The sequence below is a fragment of the Streptomyces sp. NPDC043812 genome (assembly GCF_056436245.1).
Genome location: NZ_JBWKCY010000006.1, coordinates 38,469 through 61,722 on the forward strand (window position 1 = coordinate 38,469; position 23,254 = coordinate 61,722).

The 23,254-nt window shown below is 70.5% G+C and carries 18 protein-coding genes; 6 read left to right on the plus strand and 12 right to left on the minus strand.

Annotated elements, in window-relative coordinates; translation table 11 throughout:
• Nucleotides 1-7: 7 nt before the first annotated feature.
• The 3 genes from AC067Z_RS10905 to AC067Z_RS10915 all read right to left on the minus strand — a co-directional run bounded on the left by AC067Z_RS10905 (nucleotide 8) and on the right by AC067Z_RS10915 (nucleotide 7,734).
• A complete protein-coding gene (locus AC067Z_RS10905) occupies nucleotides 8-2,953 on the minus strand; it encodes a protein kinase (RefSeq protein ID WP_478789171.1) in 2,946 nt (981 codons plus the stop codon).
• Between the two features lie 129 nt (nucleotides 2,954-3,082).
• A complete protein-coding gene (locus tag AC067Z_RS10910; RefSeq protein WP_478789172.1) occupies nucleotides 3,083-5,683 on the minus strand; it encodes a serine/threonine-protein kinase in 2,601 nt (866 codons plus the stop codon).
• A 344-nt stretch (nucleotides 5,684-6,027) separates the two neighbouring features.
• Nucleotides 6,028-7,734, minus strand: a complete 1,707-nt coding sequence (locus tag AC067Z_RS10915) for a glycerol-3-phosphate dehydrogenase/oxidase (RefSeq protein ID WP_478789173.1) — start codon at nucleotides 7,732-7,734, stop codon at nucleotides 6,028-6,030.
• A gap of 229 nt (nucleotides 7,735-7,963) precedes the next feature.
• On the opposite strand from AC067Z_RS10915, the gene AC067Z_RS10920 reads away from it, so the two are divergent.
• Complete coding sequence (locus tag AC067Z_RS10920) at nucleotides 7,964-9,187, plus strand: nucleotide sugar dehydrogenase (RefSeq protein ID WP_478789416.1); 1,224 nt, start codon at nucleotides 7,964-7,966, stop codon at nucleotides 9,185-9,187.
• 69 nt (nucleotides 9,188-9,256) lie between these two features.
• Here the strand turns inward: AC067Z_RS10920 and AC067Z_RS10925 are convergent, their stop codons facing one another.
• The 4 genes from AC067Z_RS10925 to AC067Z_RS10940 all read right to left on the minus strand — a co-directional run bounded on the left by AC067Z_RS10925 (nucleotide 9,257) and on the right by AC067Z_RS10940 (nucleotide 13,542).
• Nucleotides 9,257-10,381 carry a GuaB3 family IMP dehydrogenase-related protein gene (locus tag AC067Z_RS10925; RefSeq protein WP_478789174.1) on the minus strand — a complete coding sequence of 375 codons (1,125 nt, stop codon included), beginning with the start codon at nucleotides 10,379-10,381 and terminating at the stop codon, nucleotides 9,257-9,259.
• Between the two features lie 113 nt (nucleotides 10,382-10,494).
• Nucleotides 10,495-11,994 carry an IMP dehydrogenase gene (gene guaB, locus AC067Z_RS10930; RefSeq protein ID WP_478789175.1) on the minus strand — a complete coding sequence of 500 codons (1,500 nt, stop codon included), beginning with the start codon at nucleotides 11,992-11,994 and terminating at the stop codon, nucleotides 10,495-10,497.
• Between the two features lie 138 nt (nucleotides 11,995-12,132).
• Nucleotides 12,133-12,720, minus strand: a complete 588-nt coding sequence (locus AC067Z_RS10935) for a sigma-70 family RNA polymerase sigma factor (protein WP_478789176.1) — start codon at nucleotides 12,718-12,720, stop codon at nucleotides 12,133-12,135.
• Nucleotides 12,721-12,930: 210 nt separating this feature from the next.
• Nucleotides 12,931-13,542: a response regulator transcription factor gene (locus AC067Z_RS10940; protein WP_003948568.1), complete on the minus strand. Its 612-nt coding sequence runs from the start codon at nucleotides 13,540-13,542 to the stop codon at nucleotides 12,931-12,933.
• A 443-nt stretch (nucleotides 13,543-13,985) separates the two neighbouring features.
• Here AC067Z_RS10940 and AC067Z_RS10945 point away from each other — a divergent pair, with 443 nt between their 5' ends.
• Nucleotides 13,986-14,309: a WhiB family transcriptional regulator gene (locus tag AC067Z_RS10945; protein ID WP_478789177.1), complete on the plus strand. Its 324-nt coding sequence runs from the start codon at nucleotides 13,986-13,988 to the stop codon at nucleotides 14,307-14,309.
• A 157-nt stretch (nucleotides 14,310-14,466) separates the two neighbouring features.
• Here the strand turns inward: AC067Z_RS10945 and AC067Z_RS10950 are convergent, their stop codons facing one another.
• Nucleotides 14,467-15,357, minus strand: a complete 891-nt coding sequence (locus AC067Z_RS10950) for a LysR family transcriptional regulator (protein ID WP_478789178.1) — start codon at nucleotides 15,355-15,357, stop codon at nucleotides 14,467-14,469.
• An 81-nt stretch (nucleotides 15,358-15,438) separates the two neighbouring features.
• Between AC067Z_RS10950 and AC067Z_RS10955 the strand changes: the two genes are divergently transcribed.
• The 4 genes from AC067Z_RS10955 to AC067Z_RS10970 all read left to right on the plus strand — a co-directional run bounded on the left by AC067Z_RS10955 (nucleotide 15,439) and on the right by AC067Z_RS10970 (nucleotide 19,691).
• Nucleotides 15,439-16,119: an MOSC domain-containing protein gene (locus tag AC067Z_RS10955; protein ID WP_478789179.1), complete on the plus strand. Its 681-nt coding sequence runs from the start codon at nucleotides 15,439-15,441 to the stop codon at nucleotides 16,117-16,119.
• 519 nt (nucleotides 16,120-16,638) lie between these two features.
• Nucleotides 16,639-18,147, plus strand: coding sequence for a multicopper oxidase family protein (locus AC067Z_RS10960; protein WP_478789180.1), 1,509 nt, complete (start codon nucleotides 16,639-16,641; stop codon nucleotides 18,145-18,147).
• Nucleotides 18,148-18,157: 10 nt separating this feature from the next.
• On the plus strand, nucleotides 18,158-18,931 hold the full coding sequence (locus tag AC067Z_RS10965; RefSeq protein WP_478789181.1) for an SDR family NAD(P)-dependent oxidoreductase: 774 nt from the start codon (nucleotides 18,158-18,160) through the stop codon (nucleotides 18,929-18,931).
• A gap of 67 nt (nucleotides 18,932-18,998) precedes the next feature.
• Nucleotides 18,999-19,691, plus strand: a complete 693-nt coding sequence (locus AC067Z_RS10970; RefSeq protein WP_478789182.1) for an ester cyclase — start codon at nucleotides 18,999-19,001, stop codon at nucleotides 19,689-19,691.
• A 70-nt stretch (nucleotides 19,692-19,761) separates the two neighbouring features.
• Here AC067Z_RS10970 and groL read toward each other — a convergent pair whose 3' ends face one another.
• The 4 genes from groL to AC067Z_RS10990 all read right to left on the minus strand — a co-directional run bounded on the left by groL (nucleotide 19,762) and on the right by AC067Z_RS10990 (nucleotide 23,239).
• Complete coding sequence (gene groL / locus AC067Z_RS10975; RefSeq protein WP_478789183.1) at nucleotides 19,762-21,390, minus strand: chaperonin GroEL; 1,629 nt, start codon at nucleotides 21,388-21,390, stop codon at nucleotides 19,762-19,764.
• A gap of 113 nt (nucleotides 21,391-21,503) precedes the next feature.
• Nucleotides 21,504-21,812 carry a co-chaperone GroES gene (gene groES, locus AC067Z_RS10980; RefSeq protein ID WP_478789184.1) on the minus strand — a complete coding sequence of 103 codons (309 nt, stop codon included), beginning with the start codon at nucleotides 21,810-21,812 and terminating at the stop codon, nucleotides 21,504-21,506.
• Between the two features lie 306 nt (nucleotides 21,813-22,118).
• The gene (locus tag AC067Z_RS10985; RefSeq protein ID WP_478789185.1) at nucleotides 22,119-22,298 is read right to left on the minus strand and encodes a hypothetical protein; all 180 of its coding nucleotides are present in this window, start codon (nucleotides 22,296-22,298) and stop codon (nucleotides 22,119-22,121) included.
• Nucleotides 22,295-23,239, minus strand: coding sequence for a polysaccharide deacetylase family protein (locus AC067Z_RS10990; RefSeq protein ID WP_478789186.1), 945 nt, complete (start codon nucleotides 23,237-23,239; stop codon nucleotides 22,295-22,297). The genes AC067Z_RS10985 and AC067Z_RS10990 overlap by 4 nt, the downstream gene beginning before the upstream one ends.
• Nucleotides 23,240-23,254 lie beyond the last annotated feature (15 nt).

A 23,254-nucleotide genomic window follows, 5' to 3' on the forward strand; every position in this document is an offset into this window, starting at 1 on the left:
GGGGAAGTCAGTCCGTCACGCGATACGTCGTCGTGGCCTGCTTGTGGATCTCGGTGACCTTCTCGCGCTGGTCCACCGGTCCGATCGCCTGGATCACGTGGTAGCGGCCGTCCACGATCAGCGCGAGATTGCGCACGAAGACCTCGCGGCCCGTGCTGTCCTGCCAGGTGAACTCGCCCTCGGCCATGGACTGCTGCCCCACGTCGATGCGGCGCAGTCCGCTCGCACCGGCCCACGAGGAGTCCCGGAACGGCTGCAGTTCCCGTTCCTTCTCCTGCTGATAGGCCAGCGGATCGTCGCCGTTCGCGCTCACCGAATCCCGTCCCGGCACCACGATCAGCGTGAAATCGCCATCCGCATAACGCACTTGACCTGCGTCGTTGATGGGCCGGCGCTGCCAGTCCTCGTCCACGGCGAGCTGGAAGCCTTCGGCGTCCTTACGGAGGACATAGCCCTCGGGCAGGTTTGCCGCCGGTGCGGAGGTCTGTGGCTGCTCCGAGTTGGGGCTCCGGCCCGGCGAGGGATCCCCGTCGTCCCCGCCGTCACCGCCCGGACTCGGCCCGGCATCCGCGGACGGCCCGGTCCCGCCCGCGCCCTGCTGCTCGGAGCCGCTCTTGGGCATGAACAGGACCGCGTACGCGATCGCGGCCACCAGGGCGAGCAGGATCAGCAGCAGCAGCGTGCGGCCGAGGGCCCGCGGCCCGCGGCCCGATCCGCCGCCGTACGCATCCCGTTCCCGGCGCTCCTGACGCATCGCGTGGTCCAGCCGGTCCACGCGGTCGAAGCGGTCCACACGGTCCGGGCGGTCCTGCCGTGCCGCCCCCCGCGGCTTCTTGTGGCGATGCCGGCCGTGCGCCACGTCCCGGCCGCCCGAGCGGCGCCTGCGGACGAGCTCCCCCCGGCGCCGCACGACCGGCAGCCGGGAGGCGTCGGCCGGGCCCGCCGGCAGCGGCACCACGTCCATGCCCGCCTCGGGCTCCGGTGCCGACCGCACGAGCGACCGCAGCCAGCCGCGCAGCTCCTCGAAGTCGGGCCGTTCCGTGGGGTCCTGACGCAGCAGTGACTCGACGACCGGGCGCAGCGGCCCGCACTCCTCGGCGAAGGCCGGGGGCTCCGCGCACACGAGCTGGACCAGCTCGGCCGCGCTCTCCTCCGGATAGGGGGCATGTCCCTGCACTGCCCGGTAGAGCAGCGCACCGAGCGCCCAGAGGTCGGTCGAGGGGCCGACGGGCGCGGCCAGTTGCCAGTTCTCGTGCACCGGCCCGGCCTGCTCGGGCGCCCACCTCTCGGTGACGGCGCCGACGACCGCGATCCGCGCCTGGCGGGCCCGTTCGGCGGCCAGCGGGGTGGCGGGACCCCGGAAGACCGGGGCGCTGCCGCTCGCCACGACGTCGTCCCACCGGCCCGGCTGTGGCGTGGCGCTGTCCGCCGCGGCGGGCGTGCGCCGGGCGTCCGCACGCAGGGCGTCACCGCCGCCTCCACCGCTGCTCCACGTGTCGGGGCGAGGAGCCGGCAGAGCGGGGCGTGCGCCGCCGTAAGGACCCTGGGCTCCGCCGTCGCCGCGTCCGCGGTCGGCCGCCGACTGCCGGACGCCGTACGGGTCGTCCCGGTACGGATCGTTCCTCAGCGCGTCCTGCGCGGGGCGCGCCGCAGGCAGGGCGGGGCGGGTGCCGCCCGCGGGCAGCGAGCCGGGGCCTTCGCGTCCCGGGAGTGGACCGTCGTGCCAGGTCCCGGTGAGACGGGCGCGGCCGGGACCGTCCCGGCCGTCGGGGCGGTCGTCGTCGCGCAATTCGTCGTCGAACGGCACGTCGTCGAACGGCTCGTCGTCGAGGAGACGGCCGCTGTGGCGCCGGTCGTACGCGACGGAGTCGGAGTCGGCGCCGCTGTAGGGGTTGTCGTCCTCGGCGGGTGCCCGGTAGGGGTCGTCCATGGACGGACCGGTCGCGCGGTCGCCCTGCGTGTACGGATACGCCTCGTGGGCACCGGCGCCGGATGTGTCCTGCTCACCCGGGCGGCGAGCCCACCAGTCGGGGTCGAGGCCGTCCTGGACGGGCCGGCCGGTGCCGTCGTCGCCGCGCCGCCGCTCGTCGTGATCGCGGGCGGCTGCGCGCGCGCCCGCGCGGTAGGCCGCGATGGCGCCCGCCCTCGCGGCCCGTACATCGGGGACCTGACCGGCGTCCGGGCCGGGCCGGGCCGGCAGCGCGGGCGGGCCGTCACCGGTGTCCGCGGGACGCCCCTGTGCGGGCAGGGCGGGGCGGCCGGGCGCGGACGGGGTGCGCCCGGCCTCGCCGCCTGCGGGCCGCAGGTCGGGTGCCTGCGCACCCTGTGTCCCCGCGTCGTGCGGTTCGTCCGGCGGGTCCGGCACCGGGTCGTAGCCGCACAGCGCCTCCTCTGCCGCGCCGGAGGCCAGTCCCGTCAGCACGATCCGCCCGTCGTCGCAGACGAGGACCGTGCGGACGGTGATGTTCCGGTGGGTCCAGCCATGAGCGTGCAGCACACGCAGCGCGGTGAGGACGTCGGAGGCCACTTCGGCCGCGCGATAGGGGCTGAGCGGTCTCTCGGCGAGGAGCGCCGCCAGCGGACGTGCCGCGACCCGCTCGCTCACGATCCAGAGCGAACCGTCCTCGGCGAACACATCGAAGACCTGGTCGAGACGCGGGTGGTCCGGAATCCGGGCAGCAGCCTGCGCGGCCTCCACGGCCCGCCGCACCGCCGGATCGGTGGGACTCCGCGTCGCCCGCCCCTGGACGCGCCGGGGCACGGCGGCACCGGCGAGACCGTCGCCGTCGAGCACCTCGGCGTCCACGACCTCGGGCAACGGCACCTGGCGCACAAGGACTTCATGGCCGCTGTACGTGTCGAACGCGCGGGTCTCTGCCAGTTCGAACTCGTCCGACGGCGGCAGCGGCAGGCGGTAGCGGTCGGCGAGCACCCTTCCCGCATAGTCCTCCACGACGCCTCCCCACGAGCGCGCTGTCCCCCGGTCTGCCCCGGAAGACCGCACGAAGCCGTCAATTCCGGTCGCTCAACGGCCCCTTGTGGCTGCTTACCGTCCGCGAGTTCTCACGATACGTGCCCTTGGTCAGTCCTTGGGGCTGAACGTGGCGAACGCCGTCCTGCGCAGCGTCTCGCACTCGGAGGCGTCCCATTCGCTCGCCTTGCAGGTGATCATGATCGAGTAACCACGCTTGGCGTCGACCTTGAATCCCCTGTTCAGGATGCGTACCCGCTGCCCGTTCTCGTTGCGCTCGAACTCCCAGTCCGCGACCGTGGGATAGCCGTTGTAGTCGACCTTCCGTATGCCGAGGTGCTTGTACCCGTTGCTCGTGGCGCTGACGCCCGCGACCGCCGCGGCCCACGCGGAAGCCGCGTCGTCCTTGGGGCTGGCGTTGAAGTCGACCTGGACGCGCGGCGTTCCGCCGTCGACGCTGAACTTCGCGCCGGAGTTCTGGCCCGCAATGCCGGTGAACCGGAAGTCCTTCGGCATCGCCATGCTGAAGTGGAACTGGTCGTTGGTGACCATCACATAGCCGTCCGGGAGCGCGGACCCGTCGCCCTCGCCGCCACCGCCGGGCTGACCGCCCGTGGCGCCGTCGCTCCCGGCATCCGTGCCGTCGTCCGTGCCCTCGCCCTTGCCGGTGTCCTCGCCGCTGTCCGGGTTCTCGCCACCCGTACCACCGTCGGTCTTGCCGTCCCCGGCGCCCGCGGTGGCACCGGCGGAGGCGGTCTTGTCGTCCTTGGTCTTGCCCTGGTTGCCCTTTTCGTCGTCCCCGCCGAGCGCGAGGACGAGGATCGTGGACAGGACGGCGAGCACCACGACGACCGCGATGATCACCAGTGTCCGGCGCGGAACCACGTCGGTGAGCGGCGCCCGCACCGGAGCGGGCCGCATGCCGCTCACGGCGGTGGACTGCGCGGCCTCTGCCCCGGGCACCGACGAGGACTCGGCCTTGGACTCGACCTTGGCAGCCGCGGCCGCCTTGCGCACGGAACGCAGCGCTCCACGCACTCGGTCGGCAGCCGGGTCCTTCGGCTTGGCTTCTGGACGCGCCTCAGGAACGGGCGGAACCGGCGGAATCCTTATCGCTCGCGTCCGCTCCGCCGGCGTCTCGGCCTCGGCCGGACGTACCGGCGCCTCGGGCGCGTTGACCACATGGGTGAGCAGTGCGCGTGCCCCCGCGTCGTCGAGCCGCTGGGCCGGGTCCTTGGCGAGCAGGCCGTAGATGACCTCCTCCAGCGGGCCGGCGTTCTTGGGCGGGTCGAGCGGTTCGGTCATCACGGCGGTGAGCGTGGCGATCGCCGAGCCCTTGTCGTACGGCGGGCAGCCCTCCACGCTCGCGTAGAGCAGTCCACCGAGCGACCAGAGGTCGGCGGCCGGACCCGGCTTGTGGCCGCGGGCACGCTCGGGCGAGATGTAGGAGGGCGCGCCCACGAGCATGCCGGTGGACGTGATGGACGGATCGCCCTCGACCTGCGCGATACCGAAGTCGGTGAGGACGACGCGGCCGTCCTTGCCGATGAGTACGTTGGACGGCTTCACGTCACGGTGCAGGATTCCCTCGCGGTGCGCCGAGCGCAGTACGTCGAGAATCGCGAGTCCGACCTCCGCCGCGCGACGGGGCGTCAGCGTGCCGTCCTCGCGCACGACCTCGGCGAGCGACTTGCCCTCGACGAGCTCCATGACGATCCACGGCCGGTCGTCCTCCTCGACCACGTCGTAGACGGTCACCGCGCTGTTGTTACGGATCCGGGCGATGGCCTTGGCCTCGCGGAGCGTACGCGTGATGAGCCGGCGCTTCTCCTCCTCGTCGATGGCGTTGGGGAAGCGCAGCTCCTTGACGGCGACGGTACGCCCGAGCGTCTCGTCGACTGCCCGCCACACGGTCCCCATGCCACCACGCCCGAGAACCCCGCCGAGCCGATAACGCCGGGCGAGCAAGCGGCCTTCGGCCGTGCCCTTGCCCGCGGAGCGGGAAGCGGCGGGGGCACTGCCCGCACCGCCGGAACCGGCCGGACGCCCGCGACCGTCGGCCGCCTCATCCTTGGCCTTGTCCCCGGTGGAGTCCGCAGCGGCGGACGCTCCGGCGTCGCGGGCGACCGGACCGGAAGCCCCGGCGCCGTTCGATTCCGCGGAGGCGCCAGCAGAGCCGCTACCGGCCGAGCCGGCGTCCACAGCCACCGCGTCACCGGCGCCGGAACGGCGCTCGGCCTTGTCCACAGGCGCGTCGGCCGCCGGACGGCCGGAGACGACCGCACCCGCCGCACCACGATCGGCGGCGCCGTCCTCGGACTCGGACTCGGTGTCGGTGTCGGTGTCGGTGTCGGTGTCGGACGTTTCCGGGGCCGCATCCGTCTCGGACGTCGACGTGGACGGACCCGACGCCTTGCCGCCGGTGGACGCAGGCGCCCCGGCCACCGCGTCCTCCGGCTCGGCCGACGCGCCCTCGGCATCGGCATCGGCAGGTGCAGGGGCCGCAGTCTGAGCGGCTGTCACCGCCTTGCCCTCCGAGGACGCTTCCGCTTCGGACCGGTCCGAAGCCGCGACGGCCTCCGGCGCCTCGCCGGTGCTCGCGGCGTCGGCCATGACGGAGTCCTCGTCCTTGCCGACGAGGCCGGCCCGCTCGACCTCGTCCCGCTCGGCCTCGTCCCGCTGGGGCTCCCGCGACTGCTCAGCCTCCGACATGCGTCCCCTCTGCGATCCCTGATCTTCGCCCGCGTCTGCCGCTTCCCGCGCGATGCGGTAACCCGCCCTGGCAGAGCGACCATTGTCCCTCACTCCGGGACACGAATGACGCCCGGGTCCGCCGTGCGGCGGCACACGGGCGCCCGGATACGGCCCGCCTTCCGCGTCCCACCATGTCATCACTCGGCGTGAAGCCCGCCCCAGCGCTGGTCGGGGCCGTGCCGGCCCGCTCCAACACGCCTCGCCCCGGCCCTTTTCCACCGGATCAGGGCGGCGGAACAAGGGGCGGAACCAACGCGGGCCGGACGCGCCTCCTCTCCGGCGCGAGCACTCGCCCTCGGCCGTCAGATCGGGACGATGTCCGGTGCCCCCAGCCGAGCCGCGTCCGCCGTCAGGTCGTCCGGCTGCCGCTGCGACTCGCGCTCCGCCTCCACCCGCTTCTCGTAGTGCTCGATCTCCTTCTCGATCTGCGGCTTCTCCCACCCCAGCACCGGAGCCATCAGTTCCGCGCATTCCCGCGCGCTGCGCGTCCCCCGGTCGAATGTCTCGATCGAGATCCTGGTGCGTCGCGTCAGTACGTCGTCGAGATGCCGCGCGCCTTCGTGCGAGGCCGCGTACACGATCTCCGCGCGCAGATAGTCGTCCGCGCTGCCGAGCGGCTGGCCGAGCGAGGGATCCTCGGCGATCAGCGCCAGCAGCTCCTCCGTCAGCGACCCGTAGCGGTTCAACAGATGCTCCACGCGCACCACATGGAGTCCGGTGCGCGCCGCGATCCTCGCGCGGGCGTTCCACAGGGCGCGGTAGCCCTCCGCTCCGAGCAGCGGGACGTCCTCCGTGACGCAGGCGGCAACCCGCTGGTCGAGCCCGTGCACCGCCTCGTCCACCGCGTCCTTGGCCATCACCCGGTACGTCGTGTACTTGCCGCCAGCGACCACCACCAGTCCCGGCACGGGGTGCGCCACAGTGTGCTCGCGCGACAGCTTGCTCGTCGCGTCCGACTCCCCCGCGAGCAGCGGCCGCAGCCCCGCGTACACCCCCTGGACGTCGTCGCGGGTGAGCGGAACGGCCAGCACGGAATTGACGTGCTCCAGCAGATAGTCGATGTCCGCGCTGGACGCGGCGGGATGCGCCTTGTCCAGGTCCCAGCTGGTGTCCGTGGTGCCGACGATCCAGTGGCGGCCCCACGGGATGACGAAGAGCACGGACTTCTCGGTGCGCAGGATCAGTCCGGTCGTGGAGTGGATGCGGTCCTTCGGCACCACCAGGTGGATGCCTTTGGAGGCACGCACATGGAACTGCCCGCGCTCGCCGATCAGCGCCTGGGTGTCGTCCGTCCACACACCGGTCGCGTTGACGATCTGGCGGGCACGGATCTCGTACTCGCCGCCGGCCTCGACGTCGAGCACCCGCGCGCCGACGACCCGCTCCCCCTCCCTCAGAAAGCCGACCACCCTTGCCCGGCTGGCCACTTGCGCCCCGTAACTCGATGCCGTGCGCACCAGCGTGGTCACGAAACGGGCGTCGTCCATCTGTGCGTCGTAGTACTGCAGGGCACCCACCAGGGCGTCCTTCTTCAGAGCGGGCGCGACCCGCAGTGCACTGCGCCGGGACAGATGGCGGTGCACGGGCAGACCACGGCCATGACCCGAGGACACCGACATCGCGTCGTACAACGCGACGCCGGATCCGGCGTACCACCGCTCCCAGCCCTTGCGCTGGAGCGGGTAGAGGAACGGCACGGGCTTGACCAGATGCGGCGCCAGCCGCTCCAGCAGCAGGCCGCGCTCCTTGAGCGCCTCCCTGACCAGGGCGAAGTCGAGCATCTCCAGATAGCGCAGGCCGCCGTGGATCAGCTTGCTCGACCGGCTCGAGGTGCCCGACGCCCAGTCACGGGCCTCGACCAGGCCGGTGGCCAGACCTCTCGTGGCAGCGTCCAGGGCGGTGCCCGCTCCGACGACGCCTGCGCCGACGACCAGCACGTCCAGTTCACGTTCGGCCATTGCCGCGAGCGCTGCGGCGCGCTCCTCGGGTCCCAGTGTCGCTGTCCTCACTGCTGCCTCCCGTCGCCCCCGTACGGCCCCTGCGATCGGGCTCACATCGTCGATTCTGTCCGCACTCGCCGACTTCAGCCACCGCCTGTGGATAACACTCCGCCGACCACACGCCCACAATCCGACAGAACGGTCATATTTACGCCTAGTCTGACATTGCGCACACTCGTTCCGCCCACAGGGCTTGCGTCCTGTGTCCACTCCGGCTATGGGAAGGACGGCCACCGCCATGCCCGCCGATCTCGCCGTCATCGGACTCGGCCACCTCGGCCTGCCCCTCGCCCAGGCCGCCGTGGCCGCCCGTATCGAAACCATCGGGTACGACCCCGCCCCGCGTACCGAGCCCGCGGCGGGTATCACCGCCGCCGACATCCGCCGGATGCTCTCCGCCGGCTTCCGCACGGTCACCGACCCGGCGGAACTCGGACGCGTGCGCACCGCGGTCATCTGCGCCCCCACGCCCCCGTGCCCGGACGGCACACCCGACCTGATGGCCCTCGCGGACGGTGCCCGCGCCCTCGCCTCGCGGCTGCGCCCGCACACCACCGTCCTCCTCGAATCGGCGGTCCAGCCCGGCACGACGGAAGATTTCCTGCGCCCCCTGCTCGAAGAGGGCTCGGGCCTGCGGGCCGGACGGGACTTCCATCTCGCCTACTCCCCCAGCCGCACCGATCCCGGCAACCGTGCGTACGGCTACGCCAACACCCCCAAGGTCATCGGCGGACTCACCCCCGCCTGCACCGAATCGGCGGCAGCCTTCTACGGGCGCCTCACCGACAAGGTCGTCCGCGCCCGCGGCCTGCGCGAGGCGGAGACCGTCAAGGTCCTGGAGACGAACTTCCGCCACGTCAACATGGCACTGGTCAACGAGATGGCAGTGCTCTGCCATGACCTCGGCATCGACCTGTGGGACGTCATCCGCTGCGCCGAGACCAAGCCGTTCGGTTTCCAGGCCTTCCGGCCCGGACCGGGCGTCGGCGGCCACGGCGTACCCCTGGACCCCGGCCCGCCGCTGCCGACCGGCCGCGCGCTGCGCATGGTCGGCCTCGCCCAGGACATCAACGCACGGATGCCGCAGTACGTCATCCAGCGCTGCGCCACTCTCCTCAACGAACACGGCAAGTCCGCGCGCGGCGCCCGCATCCTGCTCCTCGGCATCACCTACAAGCCCGACCTCGCCGATCTCCAGGCATCCCCCGCCACGGAGATCGCCCGCCGTCTGATGGACCTCGGCGCCGCGGTGAGCTACCACGACCCGTACGTCCCGGACTGGCGCGTGAACCAACTCCCGGTCCCTCGCGCCGACTCCCTCTACGAGGCCGCGGCCGGCGCGGACCTGACGGTGCTGCTCCAGCACCACCGCACCTACGACCTCCAGGGTCTGGCGGTGAAGGCCCAACTCCTCCTGGACACAAGGGGAGCGACCCCGGCGGGCGCGGCGGACCGGCTCTGACCGGGCGGCGAACACGGAGGGGCCCGGCACCATCAGGTGCCGGGCCCCTCCGCACAACTGCGGAAGCCGTCAGCGGCGGTGCTGCGAGTCCGCGACCGTCACCTCGACGCGCTGGAACTCCTTGAGTTCGCTGTAGCCCGTGGTCGCCATGGCCCGGCGCAGCGCGCCGAAGAAGTTCATCGAACCGTCGGGGGTGTGCGAGGGGCCGGTCAGGACCTCCTCGGTGGTGCCCACGATGCCCAGGTCGACGAGCTTGCCGCGCGGCACGTCCTCGTGGACCGCTTCCATGCCCCAGTGACGGCCCTTGCCCGGCGCGTCGGTCGCACGCGCCAGCGGGGAGCCGATCATCACGGCGTCCGCGCCGCACGCGATCGCCTTCGGCAGGTCGCCGGACCAGCCCACACCGCCGTCGGCGATGACGTGGACGTAACGGCCGCCGGACTCGTCCATGTAGTCGCGACGGGCCGCGGCCACATCGGCGACGGCGGTCGCCATCGGGACCTGGATGCCCAGCACGTTGCGGGTGGTGTGCGCGGCGCCGCCGCCGAAGCCCACCAGCACACCGGCCGCGCCGGTGCGCATCAGGTGCAGGGCGGCCGTGTAGGTCGCGCAGCCGCCCACGATGACCGGCACGTCGAGCTCGTAGATGAACTGCTTGAGGTTCAGCGGCTCGGCGGCGCCCGACACGTGCTCGGCGGAGACGGTCGTACCGCGGATGACGAAGATGTCGACACCGGCGTCGACGACCGCCTTGGAGAACTGGGCGGTGCGCTGCGGGGAGAGCGCGGCGGCGGTGACGACACCCGAGTCGCGCACCTCCTTGATGCGCTGCCCGATCAGCTCCTCCTTGATGGGAGCGGAGTAGATCTCCTGGAGCCGGCGCGTGGCGTTCGACTCGTCCATCCCGGCGATCTCGTCCAGCAGCGGCTGCGGGTCCTCGTACCGGGTCCACAGGCCCTCGAGGTTCAGTACACCCAGGCCGCCCATCTCACCGATGCGGATCGCGGTCTGCGGGGAGACCACCGAGTCCATCGGCGCGGCGAGGAACGGCAGCTCGAAACGGTAGGCGTCGATCTGCCAGGCGATCGAGACCTCCTTCGGGTCCCGCGTACGCCGGCTCGGCACGACGGCGATGTCATCGAACGCGTACGCCCGGCGGCCGCGCTTGCCGCGCCCGATCTCGATCTCAGTCACGTTGTGTGGCCTTTCCCTTTACGACTGCGCCCTTGAGAGGCCCTACCAGTATCCCCGACGCACACGTGAGGGGCGGTCCCGGCAACCCCGGGACCGCCCCTGAGACGTAGGGACTACTTCCTGCTGTAGTTCGGCGCCTCGACCGTCATCTGGATGTCGTGCGGGTGGCTCTCCTTGAGGCCCGCCGAGGTGATGCGCACGAAGCGGCCCTTGCTCTCCATCTCGTCGACGGAGGCCGCCCCGACGTAGCCCATGGTCTGGCGCAGGCCGCCGACCAGCTGGTGCAGCACGGCCGAGAGCGGACCTCGGTAGGGCACCTGGCCCTCGATGCCCTCGGGGACGAGCTTGTCGTCGGAGGCCACCTCGGCCTGGAAGTAGCGGTCCTTGGAGTACGAACGGCCCTGGCCGCGGGACTGCATCGCCCCGAGCGAGCCCATGCCGCGGTACGACTTGAACTGCTTGCCGTTGATGAAGAGCAGCTCGCCGGGGGACTCCTCGCAGCCCGCGAGGAGGCTGCCCAGCATGACCGTGTCGGCACCGGCGGCGAGCGCCTTGCCGATGTCGCCGGAGTACTGCAGGCCGCCGTCGCCGATCACCGGGACGCCCGCCTCGCGGCATGCCAGCGCCGCCTCGTAGATCGCGGTGACCTGCGGGACACCGATACCGGCGACCACACGGGTGGTGCAGATGGAGCCGGGCCCGACGCCGACCTTGACGCCGTCGACACCCGCGTCGACCAGGGCCTGGGCCCCGTCCCGCGTCGCCACATTGCCGCCGATGACATCGACGCCCACGCTCGACTTGATCTTCGCCATCCAGTTGAGGGCGTTGCTGTTGTGCCCGTGCGAGGTGTCGACGATCAGGAAGTCGACGCCCGCACCGGCCAGGGCCTGGGCCCGCTCCAGCGCCTCGGGGCTCGCACCGACGGCGGCGCCGACGAGCAGCCGGCCCTCGGCGTCCTTGGCCGCGTTCGGGTACTGCTCGGCCTTGACGAAGTCCTTGACCGTGATGAGGCCCTTGAGGATGCCCGCGTCGTCGACCAGCGGAAGCTTCTCGATCTTGTGGCGGCGCAGCAGCTCCATGGCGTCCACGCCGGAGATGCCGACCTTGCCCGTGACCAGCGGCATCGGGGTCATGACCTCGCGCACCTGGCGCGTGCGGACCGATTCGAAGGCCATGTCACGGTTGGTGACGATGCCGAGCAGCTTGCCCGCGGCGTCGGTCACCGGCACACCGCTGATGCGGAACTTGGCGCACAGGGCGTCAGCCTCGGCGAGCGTGGCGTCGGGGTGCACCGTGATCGGGTCCGTGACCATGCCGGACTCGGACCGCTTGACCAGGTCGACCTGATTGACCTGGTCCTCGATGGACAGATTGCGATGCAGCACGCCCACGCCGCCCTGGCGCGCCATCGCGATCGCCATGCGGGACTCGGTGACCTTGTCCATCGCCGCCGAGAGCAGCGGGATGTTCACCCGTACGTTCCTGGAAACGCGGGACGAGGTGTCGACCGCGTTCGGAAGCACTTCCGACGCACCCGGCAGCAGCAGCACATCGTCGTAGGTCAGCCCGAGTGTCGCGAATTTCTCGGGCACTCCGTCGACGTTGGTCATGACACCTTCCCCAATGGCCTTGATCGGTGCGGATGTCCATGCTAACGGGCCCAGGAGCCGTCTCATTCCACGATCAAGATCAGCAAGCAGCTTTGTGCATTCCTACGCATCACCGTACGTAGGCGAGGGCCGACCGGTTCACTGCTCGGCGAGTGCCCGCAGCCGGCTGAGCGCACGGTGCTGGGCGACCCGCACGGCACCCGGGGACATCCCGAGCATCTGTCCGGTCTCCTCGGCCGTCAGTCCGACGGCGACCCGCAGCACCAGCAGTTCGCGCTGATTCTCCGGAAGATTGGCGAGCAGCTTCTTGGCCCACTCGGCGTCGTCGCTGAGCAGCGCCCGCTCCTCGGGTCCGAGGGAGTCGTCGGGCCGCTCGGGCATCTCGTCGGACGGCACCGCCGTCGAGCCCGGGTGCCGCATGGCGGCACGCTGCAGATCGGCGACCTTGTGCGAGGCGATCGCGAAGACGAAGGCCTCGAAGGGGCGGCCGGTGTCCTTGTAGCGCGGCAGGGCCATGAGCACCGCCACGCACACCTCCTGCGCGAGGTCGTCGGCGAAATGCCGCGCGTCACCGGGAAGCCGGTTCAGACGGGAGCGGCAGAAGCGCAGTGCGAGCGGATGGACGTGCGCGAGCAGGTCGTGCGTGGCCTGCTCGTCGCCCTCGACCGCGCGATGGACGAGTGCGCCGATGGCCCCTTGGGCTGTCGCCGCCTCGTCGTCACGCATCGGTCCATGGTGCCTTGGCGGCGGAGCCTCCGTCGCACCGTGTCCCATGTTGTGCACCGAAGCGTTATGAGCAGGTGCGCCGGAACTCATCTCCTGCGCCCTCCCCTCCCGCTCGATCGACTCGTCCCCGAGGAACTCCACACCCTCAAGGATGCGGCATCGCGCGGGAAACGGATGCCCTCGGGCATCCGTCACCCCGTGCCGGTCCACTCAGCGGACCAGGCCCCAGCGGAATCCGAGCGCCACCGCGTGCGCCCGGTCCGATGCGCCGAGCTTCTTGAACAGGCGCCTGGCGTGCGTCTTCACCGTGTCCTCGGAGAGGAAGAGCTCGCGCCCGATCTCCGCGTTGGAGCGGCCGTGACTCATGCCTTCGAGCACCTGGATCTCACGCGCGGTGAGAGTGGGAGCGGCGCCCATCTCCGCCGAACGGAGCCGGCGCGGGGCCAAACGCCACGTCGGATCGGCGAGCGCCTGGGTCACGGTCGCACGGAGCTCGGCACGCGATGCGTCCTTGTGCAGGTATCCCCGCGCACCGGCGGCGACCGCCAGCGCGACGCCGTCCAGGTCCTCGGCGACGGTGAGCATGATGATCCGGGCGCCGGGGTCCGCGGACAGCAGACGGCGCACGGTCTCGACGCCGCCGAGCCCGGGCATGCGCACGTCCATCAGAATCAGATCCGAACGATCGGCGCCCCAGCGGCGGAGGACTTCCTCGCCGTTGGCCGCGGTCGTCACGCGCTCGACGCCGGGCACGGTCGCAACCGCGCGGCGGAGCGCCTCTCGGGCAAGCGGGGAGTCGTCGCAGACGAGGACGGATGTCATGGCCGCCCTCCGCAGCTGATGCGCGTCACCTTGAGCCTCCAGGCTGGGTACTTTTCGTCACCTGTGCGGTTGAACGCTCTCGGACATGTGCCCGACAGCTTGTTCTTTCAACCGCCTCCGCACTCTCAACGACGGTCACTCGAAAGAGTTACGGGTCGGACGAAGCCCTTCGGCACTCTGCGTAAGGGGCCGTGCGCGAACCAGAGCGTCGCAGGTCACAGAAGTTTCCTCAGGAAGCCGTGCCCCATTCAGCGGCTTTTCTTCCCATTCGCTGGTGTCTTTGGCTAGATTCGCAATGAGTCATATTTACATCTACTTACACAGTAGATGTACGGTCGTTGGCACAGCGTGGGGTGCCGGATCCGGCACACGCCGACCGGTGGTCCCGCCCGTTTCCGACTTGTCCTGTATCCACTCAGCACGGTTTCAAGGGGACATGCGCCATGGCAGATTTCTCTCGCCTTCCCGGACCCAACGCCGATCTGTGGGACTGGCAGCTCCTCGCGGCATGCCGCGGGGTCGACAGCTCGCTCTTCTTCCACCCGGAGGGCGAGCGCGGTGCAGCGCGAAGCGCGCGTGAGAACTCGGCGAAAGAGGTCTGCATGAGGTGCCCTGTGCGTGCGGAGTGCGCGGCGCACGCACTGGCAGTCCGCGAGCCGTACGGAGTCTGGGGCGGACTGACGGAGGACGAGCGCGAGGAGCTCATGGGCCGCGCACGCCATCGGCTCATCCCCGCAACGAGCGCGGGAGGCACGGCGCAGAACTGACCGTCCCGTCCCGAAACCAAACGAAGAAACGTTCCTTCATCTGCACGCACCACGCGGCGGCCGCGTGACTGTGCCCTGGCGTCCGAGCGCCCCCACAGCCCGTCCCCGCCATGTCCCGGGGCAGGCTGCCATCGTGTGTGCGGCGATGGACGCCGAGTCAGCGGGAAGCCGCCAGATGCAGATGGTGCAGCGTGGCCGACACCGCCGGGACCTGGGACAGATCCGGGAGCGTCAAGGCCACGATCTCGCGGTGGACAGGCGGTTCCACCGCCACCGTACGGACGCCCTTGGGGCGGACCGACTCCAGCGCCAGCTCCGGTAGCACCGCCACGCCGAGACCCGCGCCGACCAGGCCGATCACCGCCGGGTAGTCGTCTGTCGCGAAGTCGATGCGCGGCGCGAAGCCGGCCTCCTCGCAGACGTCCACGAGCTGGCGGCGACAGCGCGGGCAGCCGGCGATCCACGGCTCTTCGGCGAGATCGCCGATCGCCACGGTCTCCGCTCCGGCCAGCCTGTGCCCCTCCGGCACCAGGCCGACGAGCCGGTCGGTGAGCAGAGGACGCACGACGAGGTCGTCCCACTCGGCGCCGGACTCGCCGTACCGGAAGGCCAGCGCCACGTCGCAGTCACCGTCGCGCAGCATCTCGACCGAACGTGGCGGCTCGGCGTCGACGAGGGAGACCCGGGTGCCGGGGTGGGCCGCACGCAGTGCGGCGAGGGCGGTGGGCACCAGGGTGGAACTGCCGCTCGGGAACGACACCAGCCGGACCCGGCCCGCCCGCAGCCCCGCGATCGCGGCGATCTCCTCCTCCGCCGCGGTGAGCCCGGCGAGGATGCCGGAGGCGTGCCGCACGAGCGCTTCACCCGCCTGGGTCAGCCGCATCTCGCGGCCGGTGCGGATGAGCAGCGGTGTGCCGGCGGAACTCTCCAGTGCCTTCATCTGCTGGCTGACCGCCGGCTGAGTGCAGCCCAGCTCGCGTGCGGCCGCGGAGAAGGAGCCGGTGGTGGCGACGGCACGCAGGACGCGGAGATGACGGGCTTCGATCACCTTGGAAGCATAAGGGCGCCTTGGAGGCAGTGCGAAATACCGGGTGGTTCCTTTGAGGGGGCGCGTACTAGCGTGCGGTACATGAAGCTTTTGAGCGTGAACGTGGGGGGCCTCAAGCCCGTCGACTACGCCGCCACCGGCACGACCGGGATCGACAAGCGGCCGCACGACGGAGCCGTCCGGGTGACCGACCCGGGTCCCAAGGGCAAGGGAGGCAGCGGGCTGGCCGGGGACTCGATCTCCGATCTCCGCCACCACGGCGGCACCGACCAGGCCGTGTACGCGTTCGCTCGCGAAGATCTGGACCGCTGGGAGCGCGAGTTGGGCCGCCCGCTCGCCAACGGTGTCTTCGGCGAGAACCTCACCACGATCGGGGTCGACGTCAACGGCGCGGAGATCGGCGAGCGCTGGCGCATCGGCTCCGGGCCCGTGCTCGAGGTGACCAGCGGCCGCATTCCCTGCCGGACGTTCGCGAGCCGGCTGGGCGAGTCCGGCTGGGTCAGGCGATTCACGCAGGACGCCGCCCCCGGCGCGTACCTGCGGGTGATCGAACCGGGTGAGATCCGCGCGGGCGACCCGATCGAGATCGTGCACCGGCCGGGCCACGGGGTCACCGTCGTCATGTCGTTCCGGGCCGAGACCGTCGAGCGGACGCTGCTGCCGGCGGTGCTCGCGGCGGGCGACGCGCTGCACCCGGAGCAGCTGAAGGACGCACAGGAGTACGTCGCCAAGCACGGCACGGGTGGTCCGGCCACGGCCTAGGGTCTTTCGTTTGGATCAGGCCGGATCAGGGAGCGGGGTCTGGTGCCGTGGATCGCAAGGCGGAGGTGGGGGTACCTCCCACGCCGAAGGCTGTGGGGGAGGAGGCATGGCGGAGCCATGCCGACCGACGACAACGCAGCGTGGGGGCACCTCCCGTGCCCGAAGGGCTACGGGGGAGTGCGTACCGGGGTACGCGAGCCCGGCAAGATCCAAACGAGAGGCCCTAGGTGCGCTGTCCGGGCGGTCCTGTCGTGCCTTCGACGACAGCTACGGCACTCCCCCGGCCTTCGGCCGGTGGTGCACCCAGCGCCTTGCTCCTGGCGGGCCGGGCAGGCCGCACGCATCTGAAACGCTGCGGGCTGGTCCTCGAAGAGCACCCGGCCACGGCTCCACCGTCGCAAGGGGCGCGCCCCGCCGGCCCGGTAGGGGAAATCCCCTAGGCACAGCGGGGGTTGGATCGGGGGCGGCTGGGGGGCCGTCCCCGATGACCGCGGCGGCGCGGGTCGGAACGCTTGAGGCATGTCACCGCTGAAGCGCGTCCTCGTCATCCTCACCTGCGTGGCCGTCGTGCTCGCCCTCGCGCTCGGCGGCGGCTTCCTCTGGCTGTACTCGGAGGCGAAGGTCTCCACCGTCGGCTCCGGGTTCAGCCGGGAGATGGCCGTGCCACCGCTGGCCTCCTCGACCGTGCGGAGCGACGGCACACGCGTCTTCGACCTCAGGATGCAGGCGGGGCAGAAGGAGTTCGAGCGCGGGCGCACGACACCCACGTGGGGCTTCAACGGCGACCATCTCGGCCCCACACTGCGCGCCAGGCGCGGCGAGAAGGTCGAGGTGCGCGTCACGAACGGGCTGCCGGAGGCCTCCACCGTGCACTGGCACGGCATGCACCTCCCCGCGGAGATGGACGGCGGCCCGCACCAGATGGTCGCGCCGGGCAGGTCCTGGAGTCCGCATTGGACGGTGGACCAGCCGGCCGCGTCGCTCTGGTACCACCCGCATCCGCACGGCGAGACGGAGCAGCATGTCCGGCGCGGTCTGGCCGGAATGTTCCTCGTCGACGACGAGCAGTCGGCGCGGCTGCCGCTGCCCAAGAGGTACGGCGTCGACGACCTGCCGGTCATCGTGCAGGACGTCCGCTTCGACGGGGCGAGGTTCGACGGCGGGCACGAACTGATGGCCGGCAGCGGCTTCCTGGGCGACCGGACCATGGTCAACGGCACGCTCGCGCCCTACCGGGACGTGGGCGACGAGCTGATTCGGCTGCGCCTGCTGAATGCCTCCACCGCCCGCGTCTATCACTTCGGCTTCGCCGACGACCGGAGCTTCACGCTGGTCGGATCGGACGGCGGACGGCCGGCGAAGGCGACGGCGATGAACCGCATCCTGATGTCGCCGGGCGAACGGGCGGAGATGGTGGTGCGGATGAGGGCGGGCGAGCGGGCGGTGCTGCGCAGTTATCCGCACAGCTACGGCGACTTCTGGCAGACCCGCTTCAACGGGGGCGACGATTCGTTCGACGTTCTCGAACTACGCGCCGCGCGTGCGCTGCGCCCTTCACCTGACCTCCCCACGGTGCTGGGCGAGCCGGAGACTCCGGACGGCAGCGACTCGGTACGCACCCGGTTCTTCGGCCTGCGGAGGTCCGGGATCAACGGCAGGCCCATGGCCATGAACCGGATCGACGCGACCGTCACCCGGGGCACGGCCGAGACCTGGGTCCTGCGCAACGACGACGGAATGCCGCACAACTTCCATGTGCACGACGTGCAGTTCAGGGTCCTGGAGGTCGACGGGAAACAGCCTCCGCCGCATCTGCGCGGCCCGAAGGACACGGTCTTCGTCCCGGGCAACGGCAGGGTGAAGATAGCCGTGCGCTTCACCGGTCCTGCCGACCCGGACACCCCGTACATGTACCACTGCCACCTGCTGTACCACGAGGACGAGGGAATGATGGGCCAGTTCGTGGTGGTGGACAGGGGCGAGCGCGCGGGCCAGGTCCATGTGCCGCACGCACACGCGGGGCACTAACGTGCCGTCCATGACGACTGCACTGATCACGGGAGCGACCGCGGGCATCGGCGCCGCGTTCGCACGGCGGCTCGCGGCCGAGGGGCACAACCTGGTGCTGGTGGCCCGTGACACCGAACGACTGCAGGAGCAGGCCACCGAACTGCACGACCGCCACGGCATCGAGGCGGAGGTGCTGACCGCCGACCTGTCGCGCGAGGACGGGATCGCCGCGGTCGAGAAACGGCTCGGGGACCGCCGGCATCCGGTCGATCTGCTGATCAACAACGCCGGCTTCGGCAACAAGGGGCGCTTCCTCGAAGTCTCCATGGCCGACGAGTTGACGATGCTGAAGGTGCACTGCGAGGCGGTGCTGCGGCTGACGGCCACGGCCGGCGAGTCCATGCGGGAGCGCGGCCGCGGCGGTGTCGTGAACGTGGCCTCGGTCGCGGCATTCGTGCCACGCGGTACGTACGGCGCGTCCAAGGCGTGGGTCGTGCAGTTCACGCAGGGGGCGGCGCGGGATCTCGCGGGGTCGGGCGTACGGCTGATGGCCCTGTGCCCCGGCCTCGTACGGACGGAGTTCCATGAGCGCGCCGGAATGGGCACGGACGACATCCCGGGCTGGATGTGGCTGGACGCCGACAAGCTGGTGGCGTCCGCGCTCGCAGATCTGGCGAGGGGGAAGACGCTGTCCATTCCGGACCCGAGGTACAAGGCGCTGATGGGCGTGGTGAAGCTGACCCCGCGCGGGCTGCTCGGCGGGCTGACGTCCCGGACGGGGCGGAAGTACGGGCCGCGGTGATCACGAGCCGCCAAATGTGACCTGCGTCACTAAAATGGGCGTATCCCCCACGAGACAGGGAGGCGCCATGAAGTTCGTACAAATAATCGACTACAAGACCAGCCAGTTCGACGGCGTGAATGCGCTGATGGACAGGTGGGTCGAGCAGACGAAGGGCAAGCGGACCACAGGGCACGCGGTGACCGGCAAGGACCGCGCCGACAGCAGCCATTACGTCGACATCGTGGAGTTCAACTCGTACGAGGAGGCGATGCAGAACTCCCACCTCCCCGAGACCGACAAGATGTTCCACGAGATGGTGTCCCTCTGCGACGGCATGCCGTCGTTCACGGATCTCGATGTGGTCCGTGAGGAGCAGCTCAATGCGGCGAGCGCGCGGCGCTTCTTCCACGAGGTCGCCGCCGGAGGAAACCTGGGCGCCATCGACGAGATGTTCGCGCCCGACTACACCGACCACGACATCGCCAACGAGCCGGACGCGGAGTCCGGCATCGACGTCGTACGGCGCGACGTGACCCAATGGCGCGGCGGCTTCGACTTCACCTTCGACCTCGACCGCCAGATCGCCGAAGGCGACGACGTCGTCACCCTGTGGACCTGGAGCGGGAAGCACAAGGGCGACTTCCAGGGCATCCCTGCCACCGGCGAGCAGTGCACCATGACCGGCACGACGATCTTCCGGTTCGAGGACGGAATGATCAAGGAAGGCTGGTGGCACATGGACATGATGCGTCTGATGCGGCAGCTCGGCGCGATGTAGTTCCGGAAACGGCGAAGGCCCCCGCCCCGCGCCGAGCGCGGGACAGGGGCCTTCTGCAGACGACGAAGCGTCAGTGGCTGTGGCCGTGACCGTGGCCGTGGCCCGCCTCGGCCTCGTCCTCGGCCGGCTTCTCGACGACCAGGGTCTCGGTCGTGAGCAGCAGGGAGGCGATGGAGGCGGCGTTCTCCAGGGCGGAGCGCGTGACCTTGACCGGGTCGATGACACCGGCCTTGACCAGGTCGCCGTACTCGCCGGTGGCGGCGTTGAAGCCCTGGCCCGCCTCGAGCTCGGCCACCTTGGAGGTGATGACGTAGCCCTCGAGACCGGCGTTCTCCGCGATCCAGCGCAGCGGCTCGACAGCGGCGCGGCGGACGACCGCCACACCCGTGGCCTCGTCGCCGGTCAGGCCGAGGTTGCCCTCGAGGACCTTGACGGCGTGGACGAGCGCGGAGCCACCACCGGAGACGATGCCCTCCTCGACCGCGGCGCGGGTCGCGGAGATGGCGTCCTCCAGACGGTGCTTCTTCTCCTTCAGCTCCACCTCGGTGGCGGCGCCGACCTTGATCACGCACACGCCGCCGGCCAGCTTCGCGAGGCGCTCCTGGAGCTTCTCGCGGTCCCAGTCGGAGTCGGTGGACTCGATCTCGGCCTTGATCTGGTTGACGCGGCCGACGATGTCCTCGTGGTTGCCGCCACCGTCGACGATGGTGGTGTCGTCCTTGGAGACGGTCACGCGGCGGGCGGTGCCCAGCACGTCCAGACCGGCCTGGTCGAGCTTGAGGCCGACCTCCTCGGCGATGACGGTGGCACCGGTGAGGGTGGCCATGTCGCCGAGCATCGCCTTGCGGCGGTCGCCGAAGCCGGGGGCCTTGACGGCCACCGCGTTGAAGGTGCCGCGGATCTTGTTCACGACCAGGGTCGACAGGGCCTCGCCCTCGACGTCCTCGGCGATGATCAGCAGCGGCTTGGAGCCACCCGCCTGGATGACCTTCTCCAGCAGCGGGAGCAGGTCCTGGATGGAGGCGATCTTGCCCTGGTGGATCAGGATGTACGGGTCGTCGAGGACGGCCTCCATACGCTCCTGGTCGGTCACCATGTACGGGGACAGGTAGCCCTTGTCGAAGGCCATGCCCTCGGTGAAGTCCAGCTCCAGACCGAAGGTGTTGGACTCCTCGACGGTGATGACACCGTCCTTGCCGACCTTGTCCATCGCCTCGGCGATGAGCTCACCGACCTGCTGGTCCTGCGCGGAGAGCGCGGCCACGGCGGCGATGTCGGTCTTGTCCTCGATCGGACGGGCGGTCGCGAGGAGCTCCTCGGACACGGCCTTGACCGCGGCGTCGATGCCCTTCTTCAGGGCGGCCGGGGAGGCACCGGCGGCGACGTTGCGCAGGCCCTCGCGGACCAGCGCCTGGGCCAGCACGGTGGCGGTGGTCGTACCGTCACCCGCGATGTCGTTGGTCTTGGTCGCCACCTCCTTCACCAGCTGGACGCCCAGGTTCTCGTACGGGTCGTCGACCTCGACCTCACGGGCGATGGTGACACCGTCGTTGGTGATGGTGGGAGCGCCGAACTTCTTGTCGATGACGACGTTGCGGCCGCGGGGGCCGATCGTCACCTTCACCGTGTCGGCAAGCTTGTTGACGCCGCGCTCGAGGGCGCGACGGGCGTCCTCGTCGAACTTCAGGATCTTCGCCATGGGAGCGGTTCAGCCCTCTCGGAACTCGTATTCAAATGAACGGCGCCCCTCGCCGCCCGGCAATCAGCGGGGTGACCAGGGGCGCAGCTCACAAAGCAATGTGCTTCGGTGAATTACTTCTCGATGATCGCGAGCACGTCGCGAGCCGAGAGGACGAGGTACTCCTCGCCGCTGTACTTCACTTCGGTGCCGCCGTACTTGCTGTAAAGCACGACATCGCCGACGTTCACGTCGAGCGGAAGACGCTCGCCGTTCTCGAAGCGGCCCGGGCCCACGGCCAGGACGACGCCCTCCTGGGGCTTCTCCTTGGCGGTGTCCGGAATGACCAGGCCAGAGGCCGTGGTCTGCTCGGCGTCGAGCGGCTGGACCACAATGCGGTCCTCGAGCGGCTTGATGGCAACCTTGGAGCTGGTGGTCGTCACGATCCGACCTCCCCCTTCGGAGATCTCACGGGGTTAACTGATCTGAGGTGGCGACCAGGTGGATCCGTCGTCGCGGGTGCCGGACCTGCCCGTCGCTGTGTTGGCACTCTCCCTCGGGGAGTGCCAGGAGCGAGACTATGACTGCGATTAGCACTCGGTCAAGCGGAGTGCCAATCCGATGCCGCGTGGCGGTTCGGTCTCGATCCGGTCAACGCCCGGACAGCGCATCGCGTTCCTGACAAACGCATGGCCTCACCCCCGCCCCTGCGGCAGCGGACGCGGCTGCCGCAGGGGCGGGCGTCGGTGTCACGGATTCCCGGGGGCGGGCGGCCGGGAGTGGCCGTGATCGGCAGCGGCCGGCGCGGCCTTCTGCGCCACCTTGCGGCCCAGTCGTTCGATCGGGTCCACGGACTGCGTGCACCCCGCCGCCGCGAGGAGCGCACCGGCGGCAGACAGGCCGGCGAGCAGCCGGTGCACCCGGCTCATACGTAGTCCTCCAGCTTCGCCACCGCGTAGCCCTTCGCGGTCACGGTCCTCATGACCCGGCGGATCATGTCCGCCATCGTGCCCTTCCAGGTATCCCTGCCGCGGAAATGCGTGAGGATGATGTCGCCGGGATGCAGGTCGCGATCCCATTCGCGCCACTCCATGTGGTCGGGGAACGCCTCCGCCGCCCACAGCGGCACGGCCTTGACCCCGCAGGACTTCGCGACCCGCAGGGTGTCCCGGTTGTAGTTGCCGTACGGCGGGCGGAACAGTTCCGGCCGTGTGCCGTACCGCTTCTTCAGCCTGTCCTGCTGCCCGCAGATCTCGCGCTTCTGCTGGGAGTACGAAAGGCCCGGCAGATAGGGGTGGTGGAGGGTGTGGTTGTGCAGCGCCACCCCGCGGTCCTGCATCTTCTCGAAGTAGTCGTAGTCGTCGGCGATGACGTAGTCGCTCAGGAAGGCGCTGTACGGGATCCGCAGTTCGGACATCATCCGCAGCAGCTCGGGGTCCTTCTCCGCGCCGTCGTCGATCGTCAGAAAGACGATCTTCTCCTTCGTGGGGACGGTGGTGAAGACGGGCGGCAGCTCGTCGCCGCCCTTGACCTCGAAACCCTTGCGGGTGGTGATCCGTGGTTTGACCGCGGGCGGCGGGGGTGCGGCGAGCGGCGTCTGCTTCAGCCCCCACTTCCTGGCCGCCTTGGCACGCACCGCCTGGGCCCGTCTGACCTTCTCCAGGTACGCGGACAGCGCGCCGGCCTGCCGGCCCTCCGGGCCCTGGTTCGCGACCCGGCCCGACGGTGACTTCGACGCCGGCCTGTCCGGGCGGGAGTGCTCCGCACCCCCGGAGGCACAGCCGGACGCGACGGCGGCGGCAACAAGCGCGGCGAGGGCCACACGGACCCGACGCATCCTCACTTTTCCCTTTTGTCGTACTAGCTGCATGGCGTCGCATCCTGT